Raw genomic sequence first — 17438 nt, 5'->3', positions numbered from 1 at the left:
TTCTCCGGTCATCGCGGCTCGATCTTGTAGCCGGCCAGTTTCAGCGACAGCAGCACCAGGCGGACCATCGGCCCGTCCGGCGAGATCAGCCGGGCCGGTCCCGGCTGAGATATCGAGAGCGCGACCGCGACCGCCTCGCCGGGATCGATCAGCGGCGCGGCCGTCGGCTTGCGCAGCGACAGCGCCAGTTCGTCGATCAGGACGCGTTTAGGTTTCCGGCGCATCACAGAACCTTGGGATAGCCGATCTCGACCGACTTCGCGTTGAAGACCTCGATCGCCGCGTCCGCGATGTTAAAGCCGCACGACTGGCACAGCAGATCGAGGTACACGAATACGTCGCCGAGCTCCTTGCGCAGCTGGTCGCGCAGCTCTTGCTCCGACTGCTTGTTGCCGGGCACTCCATCCCGGTATCGATTGAGCTTCTTGATGACGTTGGCCGCCTCACCGAGTTCACCGACGGTTGCCGTCATCCAGTCGGATGACGACCATCCGTTTAGAGGGTGCTTGAAGCCCTGCGGGCTTTCGCAGCGTTCGCGATTGGCATTGCTGAATTCCTCAAACGACAGGGGCGACATCTTCATTCTCCATCGGTTTCGGTGGGGGTGTCGGAGACATCCGCCTTCGCCGAGGCTTCGGCGGACGCATCGAACTTCGCCAGGTCGAATAGCGCCGGCGTCGCCATCTTTTCCTCCGCCGCACGCAGATAGTGCACGCCGTCCATGAAGTACGTGGCGGAGAGCTCGGTCGCGGCGCCGCGGCGCTTCTTCAGCAGCGCGCGATAGGGCACGGTCATCAGCCCGCCGAAGGGATCAACGACGAGATCGCCCTCGTTCGAATAGCGCTCGATCAGGCGGTCGACGATGTCGAACTGCAGCGGGCACAGGTGCATCTCGGCGCCCTTGCGCTGCTGCAGCATGTTCAGCGTGCGCATCCGGTTGACGTCGTGCCAGACGTCCGGATGATGCGAGCCCGGCGCGATCGACATGAACGTCGCCGGCAGCGTGCCCTGCCGCTCGAGGTTCTCGCCGATCTTCACATGCGCCTCGAAATCATAGACGCGATCGGCGCTGATCTTCGAAAACAGCTTGGCGTGATCGCCGGATTCCAGCGCAGCGAACTCCTCCGGCGTCAGGTGCCGGTTGCCGCTCGATTTCCAGTAGGCATGGGCATCGATCTGCCAGCGCGCCCGGGAATAGCCCTCGCGCGGCTCGCCGCCGTCCTTCGGCCGCAGGTCGGCGTTGACCTTGGTCACCGGCTCGTCGGCATAGGATCGCGTCCGGTCGCTCTGGGGTTTACGCATCAGCAGCACGTATTCCGGCGAGCCGCAGCCCATCTTGGTGGAGTCCTTGGCGTTCTCGCTCCAGCCGAGCCGATAGGTCTGGTTGTTCTCGCGCACCACGTCGGTGACGACGGTGATCATGCCCATGTACTGGAACCCGTGGGCCCGGTAGTGCATGATCGCCTCGGCATGGAACGGCGAGATCGTCGGCACGCCCTGCCCGGTGACGGCGCCGAACAGCACGCGATCCTTGACATGGATGCAGGCCAGGCGCCCGGGCTTCAGGATCCGCAGCAGCTCGCAGGTCAGGAAATCCATCTGCGACCAGAAATGGCCGTTGTCGTCGGTGTGGCCAAAATCCCGGTAGCTCGGCGAATATTCGTAATGGTTGGAGAACGGGATCGAGGTGATGATCTCGTCGACCGAATTCTCCGGCCAGGTGCGCCACTCCGACACGGCATCGTTGTTGATGGCGCGAAAATTCTCGCCCGCGATCTCGACACGCTGCACGCCGATGGTGCGCAGCAGCGCATCGCGCAGCGGCAGCGTGTTGAGCCCGTGCGCCTTGATGATCTCCGACATGCGCCGCCGCATCTCGGTATCCAGCGCCCATTTCTCTTCCAGCGTCGCCCGGCCGGCCCGCTCATCCTCGCTGTAGATGATGTCGACCTCGACCGGGAATTGCTGGCCGAAGCGCTGCAGGCGATACAGCGACTGGATGAAGTCGTTGAACTTGTAGCCATAGCCGGGCATGGCGACGTAGATCGCCTTGTGGCAGTGGTACTGGAAATTGGAACCGGAGCCTGACAGCACCGGCTTGGTTGCGAAGAATTTGGTCCGTCCCTCCTCGAAATCGTGCAGCCGCGCCTCGCGGGTATCGAGGTCCATTCCGCTGCCGGTGATGGTGACGACGTCCGGCAGCGCATGTTCGATCGCCTCGCGCTCGGCCTCGAGGTCGTGCCAGATCAGCCGGTGTGCGTCCGGATCCTGCGCGATGATCTCCATCATCTTCGCGATGCGGGTCGCCAGGCTGTCGCGCCGCGCGGCCGCGGCGTCCTTCAGCGAGACCGCGACGTTGCGGAACATGACGCCCTGCCCGTCGCGCTCCGGCTCGGCCTTGGTGTGATCGGCCGGCACCTCGTGCCAGGTGAGTTTCAGCGGCGGCAGCTCATAGCCGTCGTCGCTGTAGCCGAGCTCCGACGGCTTCTGCAGGAACGCCGCCCATGAGTGCACCCACATCCAGAATTCGTCTTCCTTGTGCGGGTAGAGCGTGAGGTCGCCGGCCTTCTCCGAGTTGCGCTGGAAGAACCGCGTCAGCGCCAGGCCAGTGTCCATGACGCCGAGGAAGCCGGAATAGTGGATCAGTTCCTTGTAGCGGTTCGGCGACGGCGTTGCGGTCGCGACCAGCTTGAACATCACCTTGGCGAACAGCGGCAGGAATTCCTGAAACGTCTTGCTGCCATAGCTGCGCAGCACGCTCGCCTCATCCAGCGAGACGGCCGCGAAGTGGTTCGGGTTCAGCTTGCCTTCGCGGATCGATTCATAGTTGGTCAGGTAGAACGGCGTGTCGCCATCCTTGCCCAGCAGATATTCCTCGGTGGTCCGGATGAAGCGCACGTCCATGCCGAGCGACAGCGCCTCCTTGATAAAGCCGTGCCGCACGCCGAGCGGCACCACGCACAGCGTCGCGCCGCCGGTCTTGCGGTGCAGCTGCCGGCACCACTCCAGCTGCATCGCTGTCTTGTGCAGGCCGAAGCTGGCGAAGATCGCCGCGCAGCCGAGCCGCAAGGCCCAGACAACGAGATCCTTGCAGTGCGGCTTCAGGTACGGATGCAGCTCGTCGCGCGCGACCTCGATCCCGCGCAACGGCGCGGTCACGATCTTGTCCTCGAGGAAGGAGTCATAGGACGGCCACTCGATCGAGAGATCGTCCACGTCATCAGGTGACGTAACGACGTTTTCAGCCGCGGGTGGGCAAATTTGCCCAGGCTGGCACGCGGCGCATTTTTCGTCGGAAAGAGGTGAGCCCGCGTCCGCTGGGGTGATGTGGGCGCTAGTCTCGGACGCGGGCTCGTTCCGCGGGGGGACAACCGCGGAAGGGGATGCGCCCGCGCCAGGGGTGGCTAAGTCCCCTGACGCGAGCGCGGGCGCTGGCGAAGTTTCAGCGCCGATCTGATCTGACGTTCCGGGCGCTACACCGGCTTCTTTTCTCTCGCGCTCGTCAGCCGATGGCCCCGGGAGGTGGCGCGGCTGATCAGCGGCTGGCGTCACGGCCTGTGAAGGCTCGGCAAGACGGTCGCCAGTGCCTGCGGGTCTTTCGGCCGTAGCCGGAGCTTCCCCGCCTCCATCAGAACTTTTGCGTTTGCGCGATTTCTTGGCCTGCGGGATCCGCGTGCCGTTACCCGGCACGATCGGCTGGCCGCGGCCGTCGACCATCGGTCCCTCCGGATGCCGGCGCCAGTGCGCCTCGATCGCGGCATTCATGCGCAGGTAATCGTTCGAACCGAACTTGAAGACGACGCCGCCGCAGCTGCAGGTCGCAACCGAGACGATCCGGCCGTCGTCGACCGCGGTCGTCATCGAAAAGGTGTGCTTCAGCGGGAACTGCTTGCGCAGCCCGTGCTGTTCGACCAGGTAGCGCACGATCGGATCGCTGATCTCGGCGCCCGCCTCGATCGCGGCATAGCCGGCCTGATCGGCCTGATCGACCGTCGCTGGGGTGATTTCCTCCGGCGTGGTTTTCACGTCCAAGACGCTGTTCGGATTGACCTCTTGGTTGATTTCCTCCGACGCCACAGGTGAGCCGCCGTTATGTCGAGCCCCCGTTTCAATGACATCTTCGGTTGCTGGGCTCGGTACCGACGGCTCGCCTGCGACGTCAGGCGCCGGGGTATTCGCAACGGCGTGCTGATCCGCTGCTACTGGCCCCGGCGCCGACGTGTCCGGTTCTCTCCGCATGACTAAGGCGCTGCAGGCACCGGCAACCCCGCCCACCTTCTCGCTCGCCGCTTCCGACGAATTCCCGTCGAGGAAGGCCGGGCCTTCCTCGGTCAATTTCAACGCAGTCGTGGTCGCATGCGCCAGGCCTTCGCCGACCAGCGCGCGTACCAGCTCCCGGTCCTCGACCGGCACCCCGCGCGAGATCGCGACCAGGGCGGCGCGGCGCGGATCATCAAGACAAGCATTCCGGTCAGTTTGCGAATTTGCGCAAACTTGCAAACTGGCCTCTGGCATCAAGGTCCGCGCCCAGCGGATCACCTGGTCGGCGTAGTCCCGCTCCCAGCGCGTGCCCTCGCCCTCCGGCGTCGTCGCGTATTTTTCCGCCTTCAGCACCAGCGCGGCGACCGCGAACGACAGCGCCTCGTCCCGCGCGCCGAACGGCTCATAGCCATCCCGGAAGCCCGGCGGCATCGCCAGCCAGCGGCCGTCGTTGAGCTCGAGCACGCCGACCTTCGTCAGCGGCGAGCGGTAGCGCGGATTGTCGTGCTCGAAGATCTCGCCCTGGTCGTCGCGGAACGACAGCCCGCCGGCGCCGAGCGGCGGCTCGCCGGCGGCGGTGCGAAGGATGGGCGCGGCTTTCAGGGCGGGCGCGGTCATGACGTGGCTCCGCCCAGCATTGCAGCGCCGGCCGGGGTCAACCTGCATGTCACCCGGTTCTCCGCATTGCGACCCCACTCAATCATTCCCATCTCGGCGAGCGGCAGCAGCGGAACGCGTTCATCTGGCCGCACCCACTCCTCTTGCACGGTGCCGAGCAGCCTCAGTTCCTCATCGGTCAGAACTGGCGCAACGTCGAGCGCGGCCAGCGCCTCGGCGAGGCTCGTGCACGGCGTCTTTCCGTCAACGAGATAGGAGCGCTGCGTCGACCGATCCTTCCTGATACACTTGTCGATCACCAGCAGCCGCGGCTGGTCTACGCAGCGATGGCCCCAGCCGAAGAATTCCTTGCCGCCGTTGAAGTGCACAACGTCACGATTGAAGCGCCAGGCGTTGAAATCGGCCTCGGTGAAGCTCATGACGCATCCCCATCCTGCTTCACCGGCTCGGCATCGACGGCGAGCGACAAGCCACGGCCCGACGTCAGTCGCGACTGAATGTCCTCGCACAGCACCTGCGCGCCGTAAGCATCGGTGCAGATCAGCTCGATCAGCACGGTCTCGCGCTTGACGCTGACGGCGATGGACTTCGCGATCTCGGCGAGGCTGCTGGTCACTGCGCTGACTCCGCAATCGGATCGCGGTAGACAAGCGGATGATCGGCCGGGAACTCCGCGCGCCACTCGGCGAGCGCTTCCTCCAGGTTCGGATGCCGCCGCGCCATGCCGCCTTCCACCCCGCGCTGATGCAGCATGATGCGCAGGTACTGGGGCGCCAGCGACGAGATTTCACCACGGATACGCGCCTCGTGGCAGAGCAGGACAAAACGCGTCAAGTCGCGGAAATCATAGGTTGCCAGCGACTTGAACCAGGACACGCCGATCGCGTTTGGCGCCCAATAGACGCTGTCCCATGAGAACGGCGCGTTATAGATGCCGCCGCCAACGATGCCGAGCACGGTAAAGGCGCGCTTGTGGAAGTCGTTCAGCTCTTCAGGCGCAGCCGGCCCCCATGTCTGAAACTCCTCGACGTTCTCGAGGATGATGACGCGCGGCTTCACCGTGTTGGCCCAGTGCACCACGACCCACGCCAGGCCGCGGATGTTCTTCGAGACCGGCTTGCCGCCCTTGGCCTTGGAGAAGTGCTTGCAGTCCGGCGAGAACCAGGCGAGGCCGACCGGCCGGCCGCCGGTCGCGGCATACGGATCGACGTTCCAGACATCCTCGGTCAGGTGCAGCGTGCCCGGATGATTGACCTCATGCATCGCCAGCGCGGTCGCATCGTGGTTGATCGCGATGTCGGGCGAACGGCCGAGCGCCATCTCGATCCCGGTCGAGGCGCCGCCGCCGCCCGCAAAGCTGTCGACGATCAGCTCCCTCATGCCGGCACCATCACTTTCGCGATCGAGGCCTGCAGCGTCGCGGCGGCCCAGGTCTTGGCGTCGCCGCCGAAACCGTTCGGCCCGTCGCCGACATGCAGCTCGCCGATCTGCCGCGCGGCTTCCGCGAGCCAGCGCGACGACGCATCGCGGATAGACAGCGCACAGTGAACGCCCTTGATCGCGTTGAGCACGGGGCATTCCGGCCAGCCGTCGAAGTCATCGTCCAGCAGGCTGATCAGGTAGTCGACGTCGGCGTGGTACCGCGGCATCAACTTCAGCAGGATGCCGACCGTCTCCGCACCGAAGTGACAGAGATCGGCCTTAGCGCGAATGCCTTCGATCAGGTCGCTGATGAACATGCCTTCGCAGCATTCGCACAGGCGCGCGTCGCCGGCCGGCAGATCGATGCTGCAGCCGAATTCACGCGCGGCGCGGCGAAGCCGATCGATGGCTGGAAACTCGGTCATCGGCCCCTCCCCCTGTTCCGCGCGCGATCGAAACGCTCGCCTTCGGCCACCAGCAGCGCGCCGGCGCGCACCAGGTCGCGGCGGCGGCCCTGCGGCTTCCACCACGATCCGTCCCATGGCCACAAAGACGGCACGGTCCGGGATTCCGTCCCGGCGTGGATCAGGTACGTCGCGCCCGCCAGGCCGAGCTCGCCGCGATCGTGCTTGTCGTCGTGATCGAGCGACCAGCCTTCCTGGTCGATCTGACGGAAGCGCTCGGCGATGACGGCCTGCATGAACGGCGACAGCTTCCGCTGCCGCCAGCCCATCGCCTCGAAGCAGCGTTCCAGCACGTAACCGCGCGCGATCGACACGGCCGTCATGATCGCGGCAAAGGCCAGGTTCGCATGCAGCGGCACGGGCGCGCCGATCAGCACGGGGAGGATCAGCCATTGCAGCAACAGCGAGAGCGAGAAGCCGACCGCGGTCGAGATCACGCTCTTGAGCAGGGAGATCGAGCGGGACTGTTTCATGCCGCCTGCTCCTCGCCATCAGGTCGAGGCTCCGAGAACAAGGTCCCGGCATCGCCCGTGTATTCTTCTTCGCTGTCAGTGAATGCGAGCCCACCCTGCGCCGGCTCCGGCGCCTCATTGCCCCACGGAATCCAACCCTCGCGATGCCGCCGCGCGTTCAGCTCGACCTTCGGCAGGCTCGGGAAATAGTGCTCGGCGATCTCGTATTGAAAATCGGGCTTCTCGGAGTGCTCGCCCTTCGGCGCCGGGATCGCGCTGTCGAACTGGTCACCCATCGCCGGCGCCGGGATCTTGCCCTTGACGCCGATGAACAGCAGCTCGTGCTTGTCGCGCACCCAGAAGCCGGTGCCGATCGACGGCTTGATCCAGGCGAATTGCGAGACATAGGTGAAGCCCTGCAGCTCCATCACCTTGTGCCCGATCGCCGAGAAGCAGGCCGGCACCCACATCAGGTGCACGCAATCGTCGGCCGCGATCGACATGCGCTCGCGCTGGCGCTCGACGATCGCCTCAGGCGTCTGCGCCTCGCGCGCCGTGACGTAGTGGTTGGACGCGTGCCGGTCCATGCCGGTCTCTTCGGACCGCACCTTGAAGTGCCATTCGAAGTCGGAGAGGATCAGCCCGGCCTTGACCTCCGGCAGCGCTAGGATCTTGGCTCCGAGCTTGGCCTCCTTATCCGCGCGCTTCTGCTTTTTCACGGCCTGGTCGTCGGCGCGGACTTCCTTGGCGACCGCGCGGACCTGCTTCTTCGCCTCCGGCGTCAGCTTGCCCTGCGCGTCGCGCGGCAGCGCCTCGAGGATGGCCTTCTGCTCCTCCGCCGGGCGCTCGGCGATCTCGGCGGCGGCGGATACCGCGACCTCGCCGCGGTCGACGGCTTCGACCACCTCCGGGATGGCCTCGCGCTGCACCTTCGCCGCCGTTTTCACGCTGCGATGGCTGACGTTGAGGATCCCGGCGGCCTCCGACTGCGAGACGGCCGGCTCCGGCTCCGGCGGCGGCGCGACCTCGCTGAGCAGATCGGGCGTGGTTGGGCAAATTTGCCCAGCCTGCGAATGCTGGTTGTCGCCGAGCTTCAGCGTCGCCAGGCGGGCCGCGACCATCGCGCGCTGGCTCTCGGTCAGATGCCGCCGCTTCAGGTTCTTGGAGATGACCCAGTCGAGCGCCTCGCGATCGGTGCCCGGAAACACTTCGGTCCGCACCGGCAGGCCGCGCTTCACCAGCTGGGTGTAGCGGTTGCGGCCGTCGAGGATCATGCCCTTGTGCAGCTTGACCGTCTCCAGCTGCTTGTTCTTCTGCATATCCTCGCCGAGCTCGTCCTGCTCGCGGTCCCCCATCATCGGGAACAGGTTCGCCAGCGGATGATGTTTCAGCGGCGCGTGGCCGGGCATCAGCGTGCTCATTGTGCGACCCGCATGCCGAAGGTCCGCTTGGCCTGCTTGGCGGCCGACCGGCCAATCAGGCGCCTGCGCGTGCTGCCAACGCCGTGATGCGCCTCGACCGGGCGCCGCGCGATCGCCTCGAGCTGCTCGCGCGAGAAGCCGGGCATGTCGCGATAGGGCGAGGCATGCGGGTCGGGTCGACGGCGGGCCAGCGTGACCGCACAGACCAACGCGATGGCCGTGAATGCCATGAGGATTGCGAGGACAACTTTCAGGAGAATGATCACGCGATATGCTCCAGTGACGAGAAAATCCGTTCGCCGTGCTGAGGCACGGACGGCGCGACGGTCGAAATTCGGGTACGCGAACTGAGGAAACTAAAGAGGCGGGCTGCGGCTAAGCCGCCGCCCTCCGGCGAGGCGGCGGATAAAGCGAGAGCAAGTAGTTCAGCATGCGGCGTTCTTCGGCGATCAGGGCATTCTCGATCGCTTCGAGACTGTCGTAGCGGGGCTTGGACCTGCCCCCGAGCGTCGCCCCGACGGCCTTCTCCGACCGGTCGGCCAGCAGCGCCAGGGCCTTCCGGTCGAGCCGGATGGCTTGGGCGCGGCAATTTATTTGTTCCGGTGACATCTTGGCGGGTCCGAATCAGTGATGTACGATCTCGTACATTCAGATGGCGTTAACCGTACTTCGTCAAGGCAGATTTTGGCCATAGCCGCAGCCATATCCACAAGGGATAGTTCGATGGACGCTTTGCTCCATCGGAACCGCCCTTTCGCCATGCCTCGGTCAACGACCTCGCCGCCGCCTGCTCCGAAGAACCGTTCCGCGGTTCATTCGGAGGAACATGCGCGTCAGTTCGCCTGGGTCGATTGGCTGCTTGCGCGGACCGGCCGCACCGACGCCTCGCTGGCAAAGGATGCGGGCCTCAACGTCAACTACATCTACCGGAAGCGGAAGGACGGAACCGTTTTCGGCGCGACACAGATCCGCATGCTCGTCGAGCACTACGGCCTGCCGGGCCCCGACACCTATCAGGTGCCTGGCGCCAGCGGCATTGCCGACGAGGGCGCGCCGTTCGATACGCGTGGCACCAGCGTGGCGATACCCTCAATCGTGAGGTTCCTCGCGCAGCTCGCGAAAGACCATCCCAATGCGACGCCGTGGGAGTTACGGACCCGGGCACTCGAACAGGCCGGCTACCAGCCGGGCGATATCGTCGTTGTCGACCCAAGCGTTCCGCACCGCGCCGGCGATGCCGTTGCTGCGCAAGTCCACGACCCCCGGTCAGGCGCGATGGAAACCGTGTTCCGGATCTTCGAGGCGCCCTATCTGATGTCGGCCTCGAATGATCCGAGCCTCCGCAAGCCAATGCTTGTGGACAACGACCGGGTCATCGTGATCGGCCCCATCACGGAAAGCATCCGGGCTCGCCGGCGCTGACGGCCTTTCCGGACTACGTCCATCTGGATGTACATTTCAGTATACATTGATGGCCGAATAGGGTTAGGCTGCTGACGCAACCTTGGGGGTTTCGTCAATGGCACAACTATTCAGCCCACTCGATGGTCCGCTTCTCGATCCCGACGATCGCCGCGCGGAAGTCACCAAGCGAATGGCCCGCGACCTGCGCTTGCTCGACGCCGCCGGCAGCGAGCGCGAGGCCATCGTCGCCCTGATGCACATGGGTTACAGCGCGTTCGACGTCGCCCGGCTGGCCGACGATGCCCGCCGCCTTTGCAACGTCGCGGCGGTGCATTGATGACCGCACAGCTCGTCCAGGCACAGGCCGACCTCGCACGCGCGCAGCTCGCCTTCGAGAAGATCGTGGTGGCGGAGTATCCCGTCGGCAGCACGGCGACGTGGTGGCGCAACAGCCGGATCCGGACCGGCAAGGTGATCCGGCACGGCTTCAACGGCCGGCTGATGGTGCGCAATGGCACCAGCATCAAGAGCTACTGGATCTCCGCCGGCGACATCATCGAGGCGATCGCGCGGCTTCCCGGCCGGCCAATTCCGCGCGAGGCCGACATTCTACAGGTGGCGGCCGAATGAGCCTCAGCGACGCCTGCGCCGACTTCGTGATCAAGATGCGCGCCGCCGAGAGCGAGGCCGCCCGCCAGACAGCGGTCGTCGGCCTGCTGGCGTCGACCGCGTCCTGCCTGCGATCGCCCATCGCCTACGGCGACGAGCTGCTGATGGTGGCCGCCGGCTGCCGCGAATATCTCTTCGCATCGAAGTCGAACGCCGATCCGGTCCAGCGGATCATCTTCGTGGCGGATTCGGTGCGCGAGTTTCTCGATCGGCCGCCGTACGTCGAGGCGCGCGCATCATGACGGCGCCGGTCACCGAGGAGCGGTTGATCAACGCGATCGCCCTGGTGTCCGAGATCATTCTCGAGCACGGCCCGAAATATGCGCCGCTGCTCGATCGCCTCGAACAGGAGCTCGAGGACCTTCGCCGGCGTGGCGATCCCGTCAGCCGCGCGCGGCAGCATCTGGCGCGGGCGTCCGTCGCCGCCCACTGACCTACTCCGGCTTGTATAGCGGATGCGCCTCAGGGGCCGGATAAACGGGCGGAGCTTCAAATACCTTCGCCCACGCTGCCGGATCACCAACCAGACCGTCGAGCTTGTTCTCCATAACGCGATAGAACGCCCAGACTGTCGCCGCCACAAAGTCGGTCTTGTCTATGAACGACTGGAGCCGTTTCTTGCCGTACCAGCGCGCCGGTTCATCTTCCATAAGCGTCGACCAAAACACGTGGGGCCGCAGCTCCTCCTGGGTCTCACCGACCCTCCTGCGAGCGAAGACAGTGTGCCAATGAACAATTTCATTTCGCTGTTGGTCTAGCGCAGTGATCATGGCAAACAGCCCAGGCTGTCGCTTCTGGCCGGGTGCACCCGATATACCGCGAAAGAAGTCGTCATATTTCTTCCGGTGCTTTTTATCGAGCAGATCCTCAAGCATCGTGTTCCGCGCGCGTGAATTGACGACGCGAAAAAAAACGACGCCGGCCTTGTCGGGGCTCGTCTCGAGAAGGTGGCCAAATAGATAGTTGAGCGCACTCTCCAGGCCAGCGTACGCCTCGATAGCGAGACCTCTTTTCATTTGGAATTCTGGATCGCGTGGAAAATCTGACGACATAAAATGTTGCCCCGTTAGTTGATCAACAAACCCGCAGGCTATCACTCCTGCCAGTGCCGCGGCCGTTTCCAGGGACGGTCCTTGCTGTTCGCCTCGTACTCCCGCGCCGTGCGGATGTCCTCGTCGGTCAGGGTCGGCCGGATGGCACTCCACACCAGCCGCACCATCCTCTTGCACTCGTCGAGATCCGCGCAGTGCCCGCGATGCTTCGGCGGTTGCGGCTTGCCGGGGAATGCGACGCCCCACGCGACATGCGGCCGTCCCGGCGGCAGGCCGGCCGGGCGATGGATGCGGCCGATCGTGATGCCGTCCCAGATCACCACGTAATCGTCGGGCGCGGTCTCACCGGCGATCACCGTCCGGCGTAAGAGGAGCTGATCAGTCATGGCGCCTCGCCTGCCGTCGATCGACGTGGCGCCAGCTGCAGCAGCTCGGCGATAGGCCGCTTGCCGGCCTTGCGGCATTTCTCGCAGCGCAGCCGGCCGGCGAGATCGTGCACGCAGGTGGTCGGCACGTGCGGCAGGGCGGCGAGGTCGACGGCGCGCGGCGTCTTACAGCGCGAGCAACGGATCTCGAGCCAAGCGTAGCCGCCGTTGATGGCCTGGTCGATCGAGGGCGACGGGTCGATCGGTCCGCCGTCCGACCACATCCGCTCATTCCAGCTCTGGCAGGCAAGATCGTCGGCCTCGCGGATCAACGCCTCGCCGGCCACGCGCTTCTCGGCCGAACGGGTGGCGAGAATCGTCGTCATCGCCCTCGCCTTCGCCAGCTCCTTGGTCAGCGCCTTGCGGTCGCCTCCAGAGAGCGGCATCGGGTGGTGTTTGGGGGCCATTTGCGGACGATAACGCAGCGAACAGGACAAGAACAGATCGGCGTTTTCGACTGTGCAACAAACTGTGCAACAGCAAATCGGGCACCAGCGCAAGTGGCTGTATTTGCTCAGATATTTTTGGGGATTTTGCGCGATGGCGCTCCCTAGCGGAATCGAACCGCTCTCTCCACCGTGAAAGGGTGGCGTCCTAACCGATAGACGAAGGGAGCAAAACTACCAGCAAATCAATATGTTAGACGTGAGATGCGCTGGACCGGCCACAGCCGTCAACGGCCGCGACGAGCGAACGTATAGTGGCGATTGGCCGGAGGGGCAAGCGTTCAGAAACGCCGTCGGTAGAAGGGTGTGTGTCAGTGGCTCAGCCGGCTGACCGGGACGGAAAGGGCTGAAACAGACGAGGCATGCTCATCCATGTCGGGAAGCGACAGCAGGGCCAACGCCCCAGCCACGAGCGCAAACAAGATCAAGCCGGTACGCAACATCAAATCCACCTGGCAAAGTATAGAAAATACTCAGCTGGCGCGCCCCCGCGTTTCCCCTGCGCTGGTGCGCCCCCCCTCAAATCGATTTCTTGCGCCGGTTGAGAACCATTTTCGCGTACCTCCTGTCATGACCCAAATGGATCAGTCGAGTGTGTCCGTTTGTGACAGCCATCCGGGTTCCCCGAGACGGCCGCGCCCTCTCCGCTCGCGGCGCGAGCGCGCCCGCGGTTACTCGCAGGACAAGCCGGCCTCGATTGAGGTCCAGAAGCCGCAATGTGGCGGCATGTGCGCGTGCACCCGCGTGCCGCTGAGGTGAATCAGGAGCACGGTGGCAAGCACGAAAATGATCGCGGGAACGATGGGTCTTCCGAACAGCATGCGCCTGCGCATCGAACGACAACGTGGCCTAACTATGGCCTCTGAACACATCACCCGTGCAGTGAAATGCACAGGCAGCAATCACTGCCGGCTCGCGAGGCTGGTCACGCCCTGCTGCTCGCTCGACTGCGTCGCGGCAGGCTTGATGCAGGTGCTGCAGATCACGAGCTTCCGCGCGAGCTGGGCATCCGTGTCCGCCGTCAATGGGTCCTGAGCGTCCGTCGTTTCGGCGACGGCTGGTGATGCCTTGCGCGCGTGACGCTGCGATGGACCGAGGTTGGGGTCCCGGCCCGCGCCGTCCCAGGCGAGCGGTCCCTGTCCGGACGGCGCCGATGTCGTCATGCTGTATTGCTGCGCATACTGCGCGCAGGCGCCGAGCGTGATCGGCAGCAGCAGCACGGCGGCCTTGCCGGCCCAGTTCCGGATTGCAGACATCATCAAACTCTCACGCTATTTCGTGCTGCGAGCTAAGAGCAGAACCGCTAAGAAATCGTTTGCCCTGTTTGAAACCGTCGCAGCCAACCAAGACGGCAATGAGGCGTCAAAGCGCTAATCCGGAGTCCATCATGCGTGAGATCAACGACAGATTCGACGGCGCGCGTGTGCTCGCGGACCTCAACGCGCTCCGCGCCATCGGCGCCTACAAGACCGGCGTGCACAAGCCGACATTCTCCGAACCGCATCTGCGCTCGCTCGGCTGGCTCGCCGAGCGATTGCCCGAGGCGGGACTCGCCGCCGCAATCGACGGCATCGGCAACGTGCTCGGCACCAGCGCGAAAGCTGGGCCGAAACTGCTCGCCGGCTCGCATCTCGAAAGCCAGAACCATGCGGGCTGGCTCGATGGCCCGCTCGGCGTCATTTATGCGCTCGAAGCGGCGCGGGTCATCAACACCGATCCGGCGATCAACGGCGCCGTCGAGGTTGCGTCGTGGTGCGACGAGGAAGGACATTTCGGCAGCTTCCTCGGCAGCCGCTCATTCGTCGGCACGGTGACCGAGGCGGACATCGACGCGGCGCGCGACCGCAGCAGCGGTCGGACCATGCGGCAGGCACTGAGCGATGCAGGCTTCGCCGGACGCCCGCGCCTGCAGGCCGAGCCCGGACGCCACATCGGCTATCTCGAGGCCCATATCGAGCAAGGCGATGCGCTCGAGAGCAGCGGTCTGAAGATCGGCGTGGTCACCTCGATCGTCGGCATCTGGCAGTACCGGATCGCGTTCACCGGTGAGCAGAACCATGCCGGCACGACGCGCATGGCGGTCCGCAAGGATGCCGGCCTCGCGCTGGCGCGGTTCTGCGTCGCGATCGACGACAGCTTCCCTGCGCTGTGCGGGCCGCGCACGGTCTGGACCACCGGCCGCATCACGCTGGAGCCGGGCGCACCGAGCATCATCCCGGGCCGCGCCGAAATGCTGTTCCAGATCCGCGACGACAATCCCGAAGTGATCGCTCGCCTCGAGCAGCACCTGCAGCACATGGCGGCCGAGGCCACCGCGCAAGGCCGCTGCGGCGTTGCCGTCGAGCGGATCCGCACCGGCGCACCTGCCAAGATGACATCAGCGTTCCAGGATGCGATCGAGGCCGCGAGCGCAGCCGGCGCCGAGGGCAAGTCGGTGCGCATGCCGAGCGGCGCCGGCCATGACGCCCAGATCCTCGCCACCATCATGCCGGCCGCGATGCTGTTCGTGCCGTCGATCGGCGGCATCAGCCATCACTGGACCGAGAACACCGCCGACGCCGATATCATCACGGGCGCCGCGGTCTTCGTCGAGACCTGCCACCGCCTGCTGACGCAGGCGGTCGCGGCGCGCTGACCTCAGGTCAGACCCGCCTTCCGAACGGAATGACCGCCCAGACCCGCTCGTGAAGGTAGTACCAGACGATCTTGGTTGCGATCTCGAGTGCGGCGATCGAGCTGGCGAGCCAGACCTTGCCGGTCATGAACCAGCTGATAGCGAAAGTGTCGAGCGTTCCAAGCGTCCGCCAACTGATCGCCTTGAGCACCGATCGCGTATGAGTTTCCGTCCCGCGTAGCAACACCCGGCAATGCCTCCCGATTGATCAAACGCACGTCTATCACGTCGTTCATCGGCGCGCCGCCGCCGGCAGCGCAGTGCCCCATGTCCGCCCGGAGCAGTGCGCCGGGCCATCTACAGCCAAACGTGAATTCCCAATCGCGTGGCCGCGGCCTCGGGCCACCTTGCAAATGGCTGGGTTTGCGGCCATTTTCCGCTCCCGACGAGGACAAATTGCCTTCATGTTGTTGCTTGAGTCGCTTCCGACTGTGATTGGGGCTGCCGCCATTGCGCCCGCCTTGCTGGTGCTGTGGCTGGTCATCGCCGCCGACGAGCGGCCCGGACCGCCGACCCAGGTGTGGCTGGCCTTCGTGCTCGGCGCCGCCAGCATCTCGCTGCTCGGGCTGGCACGGGCGCCGTTCAATGCGCTGCTCGCCATTCCCGACGATCCCTGGCTGACACAGGCTGTCCGCGCGGTGTTCGGCGTGGCGGCGCCGGAGGAGATCGTCAAGGTCCTCGTCATAGTGGCGATCTCGGCGCGCCGCCGTGCCCTCGCCGATCCGATGGACACGGTGGTCTACGGCGCGGCCGCCGGCCTCGGCTTCGCCGCCTATGAGAACCTCGCCTATCTGGTCCAGCACAAGGACATGTGGCGCGCGCTCGCGGCGCTGCGCAGCGTGCTGACGGTGCCGTTCCACGGCGCGCTCGGCATCATCGCGGGCGCGTATCTGGCGATCGCGCGCTCCGGCGGCGCGCTCGGCGCGCACCGGCATCATCGCGACTGGGCGCGGATATCGAGCTGGTCGATGGTGCTGTTCGCGCCGGTCGCGCTGCACGCGGCGTTCGATTTTCCACTGCTGTCGCTGCAACGGATTCCCGATCTCGGTTCGACCACCCGCTTCCTGCTCGGCACCGCCAGCGTCGTGATCGGCTTCTCCTCGATCGGTTTCGCCGTCCGACTGGTGCGGCGCGTCGGCCGGCACCATGCGCCGCGCACCGATGTCGCACGCGAGCGGCTCAGCCAGCTCAGGCGGATGTGGGCGCTGCTGCTGATCGGCGGCGGCGCAGGCTTTGCCGGCGTCTCCTTCCTGCTCACCTCGCTGCATCACTGGTACGTCAACCCCGAACGCAACGCCTCGTTCATCCTGGTGCCGATCGGCTTCACCTCGATCCTGATCGGCCTCGCGCTTTTGGTCGCGACCACCGCCGTCTACTTCTTCGGCCGCAACCGGATGCGCAACGCGGGAGAGGGCTTTTCCTCAGCATCGGGCCAGAGCTAAAATCCGTCTTACGTTTGCATATCGGGAGAGCCTGCGATGACCCTTCCCCACGACCTCGACAAGCTGCGATCGGAGATGAGTGCCGCGGTCAAGGCGCACTGGAAGGCGTTCCTGTTCGAAGGCATCCTGCTCGTGGTTCTCGGCATCGCGGCGATGCTCGTGCCGGCCTTCGCGAGTCTCGCCGTCACCATCTTCCTCGGCTGGATGTTCCTGATCTCAGGCATCGGCGGTCTGATCGTGACCTGGTGGGCGCGCAACATGCCGGGCTTCTGGTGGTCGCTGATCTCGGCCGCGCTCGCCGTGCTGGCTGGACTGATCCTGATCGCCCGGCCGATGCAGGGCGTGCTGACGCTGACCATCGTGATCGGCGCCTATTTCGTCGCCGAGGGCGTTGCCACCATCATGTACGCGCTGGAGCACCGCCGCGAACTGTCCGGGCGCTGGTCGTGGCTGCTGATCGCCGGCCTGATGGACATCCTGATCGCCTTCTTCATCATTGCCGGCCTGCCCGGCTCGACGGAATGGGCGATCGGGCTTCTGGTCGGCCTCAATCTGATGTTCGGCGGCGCCACCCTGATCGGCATGGCGTTGGCGGCGCGCAACACCTGAGGCCGAACCCGCTTGCCGGGTCGGATTTTGGGGTGACAGGCCCAATTCCATGGGCTATAGAGCCGCCCATGATCACCGTC

Annotated in this window: 23 protein-coding genes, 1 tRNA gene and 1 pseudogene; 8 read left to right on the top strand and 17 right to left on the bottom strand. The window is 65.3% G+C overall.

Going from position 1 to position 17438, the window contains the following annotated elements; genetic code table 11:
• Window positions 1-8: 8 nt before the first annotated feature.
• The 11 genes and pseudogenes from JQ633_RS12455 to JQ633_RS12405 form a co-directional block, all read right to left on the bottom strand.
• Window positions 9-224 carry a hypothetical protein gene (locus tag JQ633_RS12455; RefSeq protein ID WP_211985306.1) on the bottom strand — a complete coding sequence of 72 codons (216 nt, stop codon included), beginning with the start codon at window positions 222-224 and terminating at the stop codon, window positions 9-11.
• Entirely contained in the window at window positions 224-577 is a 354-nt protein-coding gene (locus tag JQ633_RS12450; RefSeq protein ID WP_211985305.1) for a MazG-like family protein, read from the bottom strand. Before JQ633_RS12450 ends, JQ633_RS12455 begins: the two co-directional genes overlap by 1 nt.
• A 2-nt stretch (window positions 578-579) precedes the next feature.
• Window positions 580-4878, bottom strand: a complete 4299-nt coding sequence (locus JQ633_RS12445; RefSeq protein WP_249159225.1) for a DNA methyltransferase — start codon at window positions 4876-4878, stop codon at window positions 580-582.
• The gene (locus JQ633_RS12440; protein WP_211985304.1) at window positions 4875-5297 is read right to left on the bottom strand and encodes a hypothetical protein; all 423 of its coding nucleotides are present in this window, start codon (window positions 5295-5297) and stop codon (window positions 4875-4877) included. The genes JQ633_RS12445 and JQ633_RS12440 overlap by 4 nt, the downstream gene beginning before the upstream one ends.
• A complete protein-coding gene (locus JQ633_RS12435; RefSeq protein ID WP_211985303.1) occupies window positions 5294-5494 on the bottom strand; it encodes a hypothetical protein in 201 nt (66 codons plus the stop codon). Before JQ633_RS12435 ends, JQ633_RS12440 begins: the two co-directional genes overlap by 4 nt.
• Before the next feature lie 386 nt (window positions 5495-5880).
• Window positions 5881-6258: pseudogene (locus JQ633_RS12430) on the bottom strand (DNA cytosine methyltransferase); the annotation flags it as partial.
• The gene (locus JQ633_RS12425; protein ID WP_211985302.1) at window positions 6255-6725 is read right to left on the bottom strand and encodes a hypothetical protein; all 471 of its coding nucleotides are present in this window, start codon (window positions 6723-6725) and stop codon (window positions 6255-6257) included. The gene JQ633_RS12425 and the pseudogene JQ633_RS12430, both read right to left, overlap by 4 nt.
• Window positions 6722-7237 (bottom strand): DUF7220 family protein, encoded by a 516-nt coding sequence (locus JQ633_RS12420; protein ID WP_211985301.1) that lies wholly within the window; start codon window positions 7235-7237, stop codon window positions 6722-6724. The genes JQ633_RS12425 and JQ633_RS12420 overlap by 4 nt, the downstream gene beginning before the upstream one ends.
• Window positions 7234-8637: an MT-A70 family methyltransferase gene (locus JQ633_RS12415; protein WP_249159223.1), complete on the bottom strand. Its 1404-nt coding sequence runs from the start codon at window positions 8635-8637 to the stop codon at window positions 7234-7236. Before JQ633_RS12415 ends, JQ633_RS12420 begins: the two co-directional genes overlap by 4 nt.
• Entirely contained in the window at window positions 8634-8903 is a 270-nt protein-coding gene (locus JQ633_RS12410) for a hypothetical protein (protein WP_211985300.1), read from the bottom strand. The genes JQ633_RS12415 and JQ633_RS12410 overlap by 4 nt, the downstream gene beginning before the upstream one ends.
• Window positions 8904-9012: 109 nt before the next feature.
• A complete protein-coding gene (locus tag JQ633_RS12405; RefSeq protein ID WP_211985299.1) occupies window positions 9013-9246 on the bottom strand; it encodes a hypothetical protein in 234 nt (77 codons plus the stop codon).
• Between the two features lie 114 nt (window positions 9247-9360).
• Between JQ633_RS12405 and JQ633_RS12400 the strand changes: the two genes are divergently transcribed.
• From JQ633_RS12400 to JQ633_RS12380, 5 genes are all read left to right on the top strand, one after another.
• Window positions 9361-10059 (top strand): hypothetical protein, encoded by a 699-nt coding sequence (locus JQ633_RS12400; protein ID WP_211985298.1) that lies wholly within the window; start codon window positions 9361-9363, stop codon window positions 10057-10059.
• 97 nt (window positions 10060-10156) lie between these two features.
• Window positions 10157-10378, top strand: coding sequence for a hypothetical protein (locus tag JQ633_RS12395; RefSeq protein WP_211985297.1), 222 nt, complete (start codon window positions 10157-10159; stop codon window positions 10376-10378).
• Window positions 10378-10671 (top strand): hypothetical protein, encoded by a 294-nt coding sequence (locus tag JQ633_RS12390; RefSeq protein WP_211985296.1) that lies wholly within the window; start codon window positions 10378-10380, stop codon window positions 10669-10671. The genes JQ633_RS12395 and JQ633_RS12390 overlap by 1 nt, the downstream gene beginning before the upstream one ends.
• A complete protein-coding gene (locus JQ633_RS12385; RefSeq protein WP_211985295.1) occupies window positions 10668-10952 on the top strand; it encodes a hypothetical protein in 285 nt (94 codons plus the stop codon). The genes JQ633_RS12390 and JQ633_RS12385 overlap by 4 nt, the downstream gene beginning before the upstream one ends.
• Window positions 10949-11143 (top strand): hypothetical protein, encoded by a 195-nt coding sequence (locus JQ633_RS12380; RefSeq protein ID WP_211985294.1) that lies wholly within the window; start codon window positions 10949-10951, stop codon window positions 11141-11143. Before JQ633_RS12385 ends, JQ633_RS12380 begins: the two co-directional genes overlap by 4 nt.
• Before the next feature lies 1 nt (window position 11144).
• Here JQ633_RS12380 and JQ633_RS12375 read toward each other — a convergent pair whose 3' ends face one another.
• The 5 genes from JQ633_RS12375 to JQ633_RS12355 form a co-directional block, all read right to left on the bottom strand.
• Window positions 11145-11762, bottom strand: coding sequence for a hypothetical protein (locus tag JQ633_RS12375; protein WP_211985293.1), 618 nt, complete (start codon window positions 11760-11762; stop codon window positions 11145-11147).
• A 41-nt stretch (window positions 11763-11803) separates the two neighbouring features.
• Window positions 11804-12148 carry a hypothetical protein gene (locus JQ633_RS12370; protein ID WP_211985292.1) on the bottom strand — a complete coding sequence of 115 codons (345 nt, stop codon included), beginning with the start codon at window positions 12146-12148 and terminating at the stop codon, window positions 11804-11806.
• On the bottom strand, window positions 12145-12594 hold the full coding sequence (locus tag JQ633_RS12365; RefSeq protein ID WP_211985291.1) for a hypothetical protein: 450 nt from the start codon (window positions 12592-12594) through the stop codon (window positions 12145-12147). Before JQ633_RS12365 ends, JQ633_RS12370 begins: the two co-directional genes overlap by 4 nt.
• Window positions 12595-12728: 134 nt before the next feature.
• Window positions 12729-12803 (bottom strand) — tRNA-Glu (locus tag JQ633_RS12360).
• 732 nt (window positions 12804-13535) lie between these two features.
• Entirely contained in the window at window positions 13536-13892 is a 357-nt protein-coding gene (locus JQ633_RS12355; RefSeq protein ID WP_211985290.1) for a hypothetical protein, read from the bottom strand.
• 128 nt (window positions 13893-14020) lie between these two features.
• On the opposite strand from JQ633_RS12355, the gene JQ633_RS12350 reads away from it, so the two are divergent.
• Entirely contained in the window at window positions 14021-15268 is a 1248-nt protein-coding gene (locus tag JQ633_RS12350; RefSeq protein ID WP_211985289.1) for a Zn-dependent hydrolase, read from the top strand.
• 7 nt (window positions 15269-15275) lie between these two features.
• Here JQ633_RS12350 and JQ633_RS12345 read toward each other — a convergent pair whose 3' ends face one another.
• Window positions 15276-15458 carry a DUF2061 domain-containing protein gene (locus JQ633_RS12345; protein ID WP_349631555.1) on the bottom strand — a complete coding sequence of 61 codons (183 nt, stop codon included), beginning with the start codon at window positions 15456-15458 and terminating at the stop codon, window positions 15276-15278.
• 253 nt (window positions 15459-15711) lie between these two features.
• On the opposite strand from JQ633_RS12345, the gene JQ633_RS12340 reads away from it, so the two are divergent.
• Window positions 15712-16749 carry a PrsW family glutamic-type intramembrane protease gene (locus tag JQ633_RS12340; RefSeq protein ID WP_211985288.1) on the top strand — a complete coding sequence of 346 codons (1038 nt, stop codon included), beginning with the start codon at window positions 15712-15714 and terminating at the stop codon, window positions 16747-16749.
• Between the two features lie 36 nt (window positions 16750-16785).
• Entirely contained in the window at window positions 16786-17358 is a 573-nt protein-coding gene (locus JQ633_RS12335) for an HdeD family acid-resistance protein (protein WP_211985287.1), read from the top strand.
• The last annotated feature ends 80 nt before the right edge of the window (window positions 17359-17438 follow it).

This window comes from Bradyrhizobium tropiciagri (genome assembly GCF_018130505.1).
Classification (GTDB): domain Bacteria; phylum Pseudomonadota; class Alphaproteobacteria; order Rhizobiales; family Xanthobacteraceae; genus Bradyrhizobium; species Bradyrhizobium tropiciagri_B.
The sequence above is the reverse complement of the archived record's forward strand: the minus strand, read 5'-3'. Positions and strand labels throughout refer to the sequence as shown.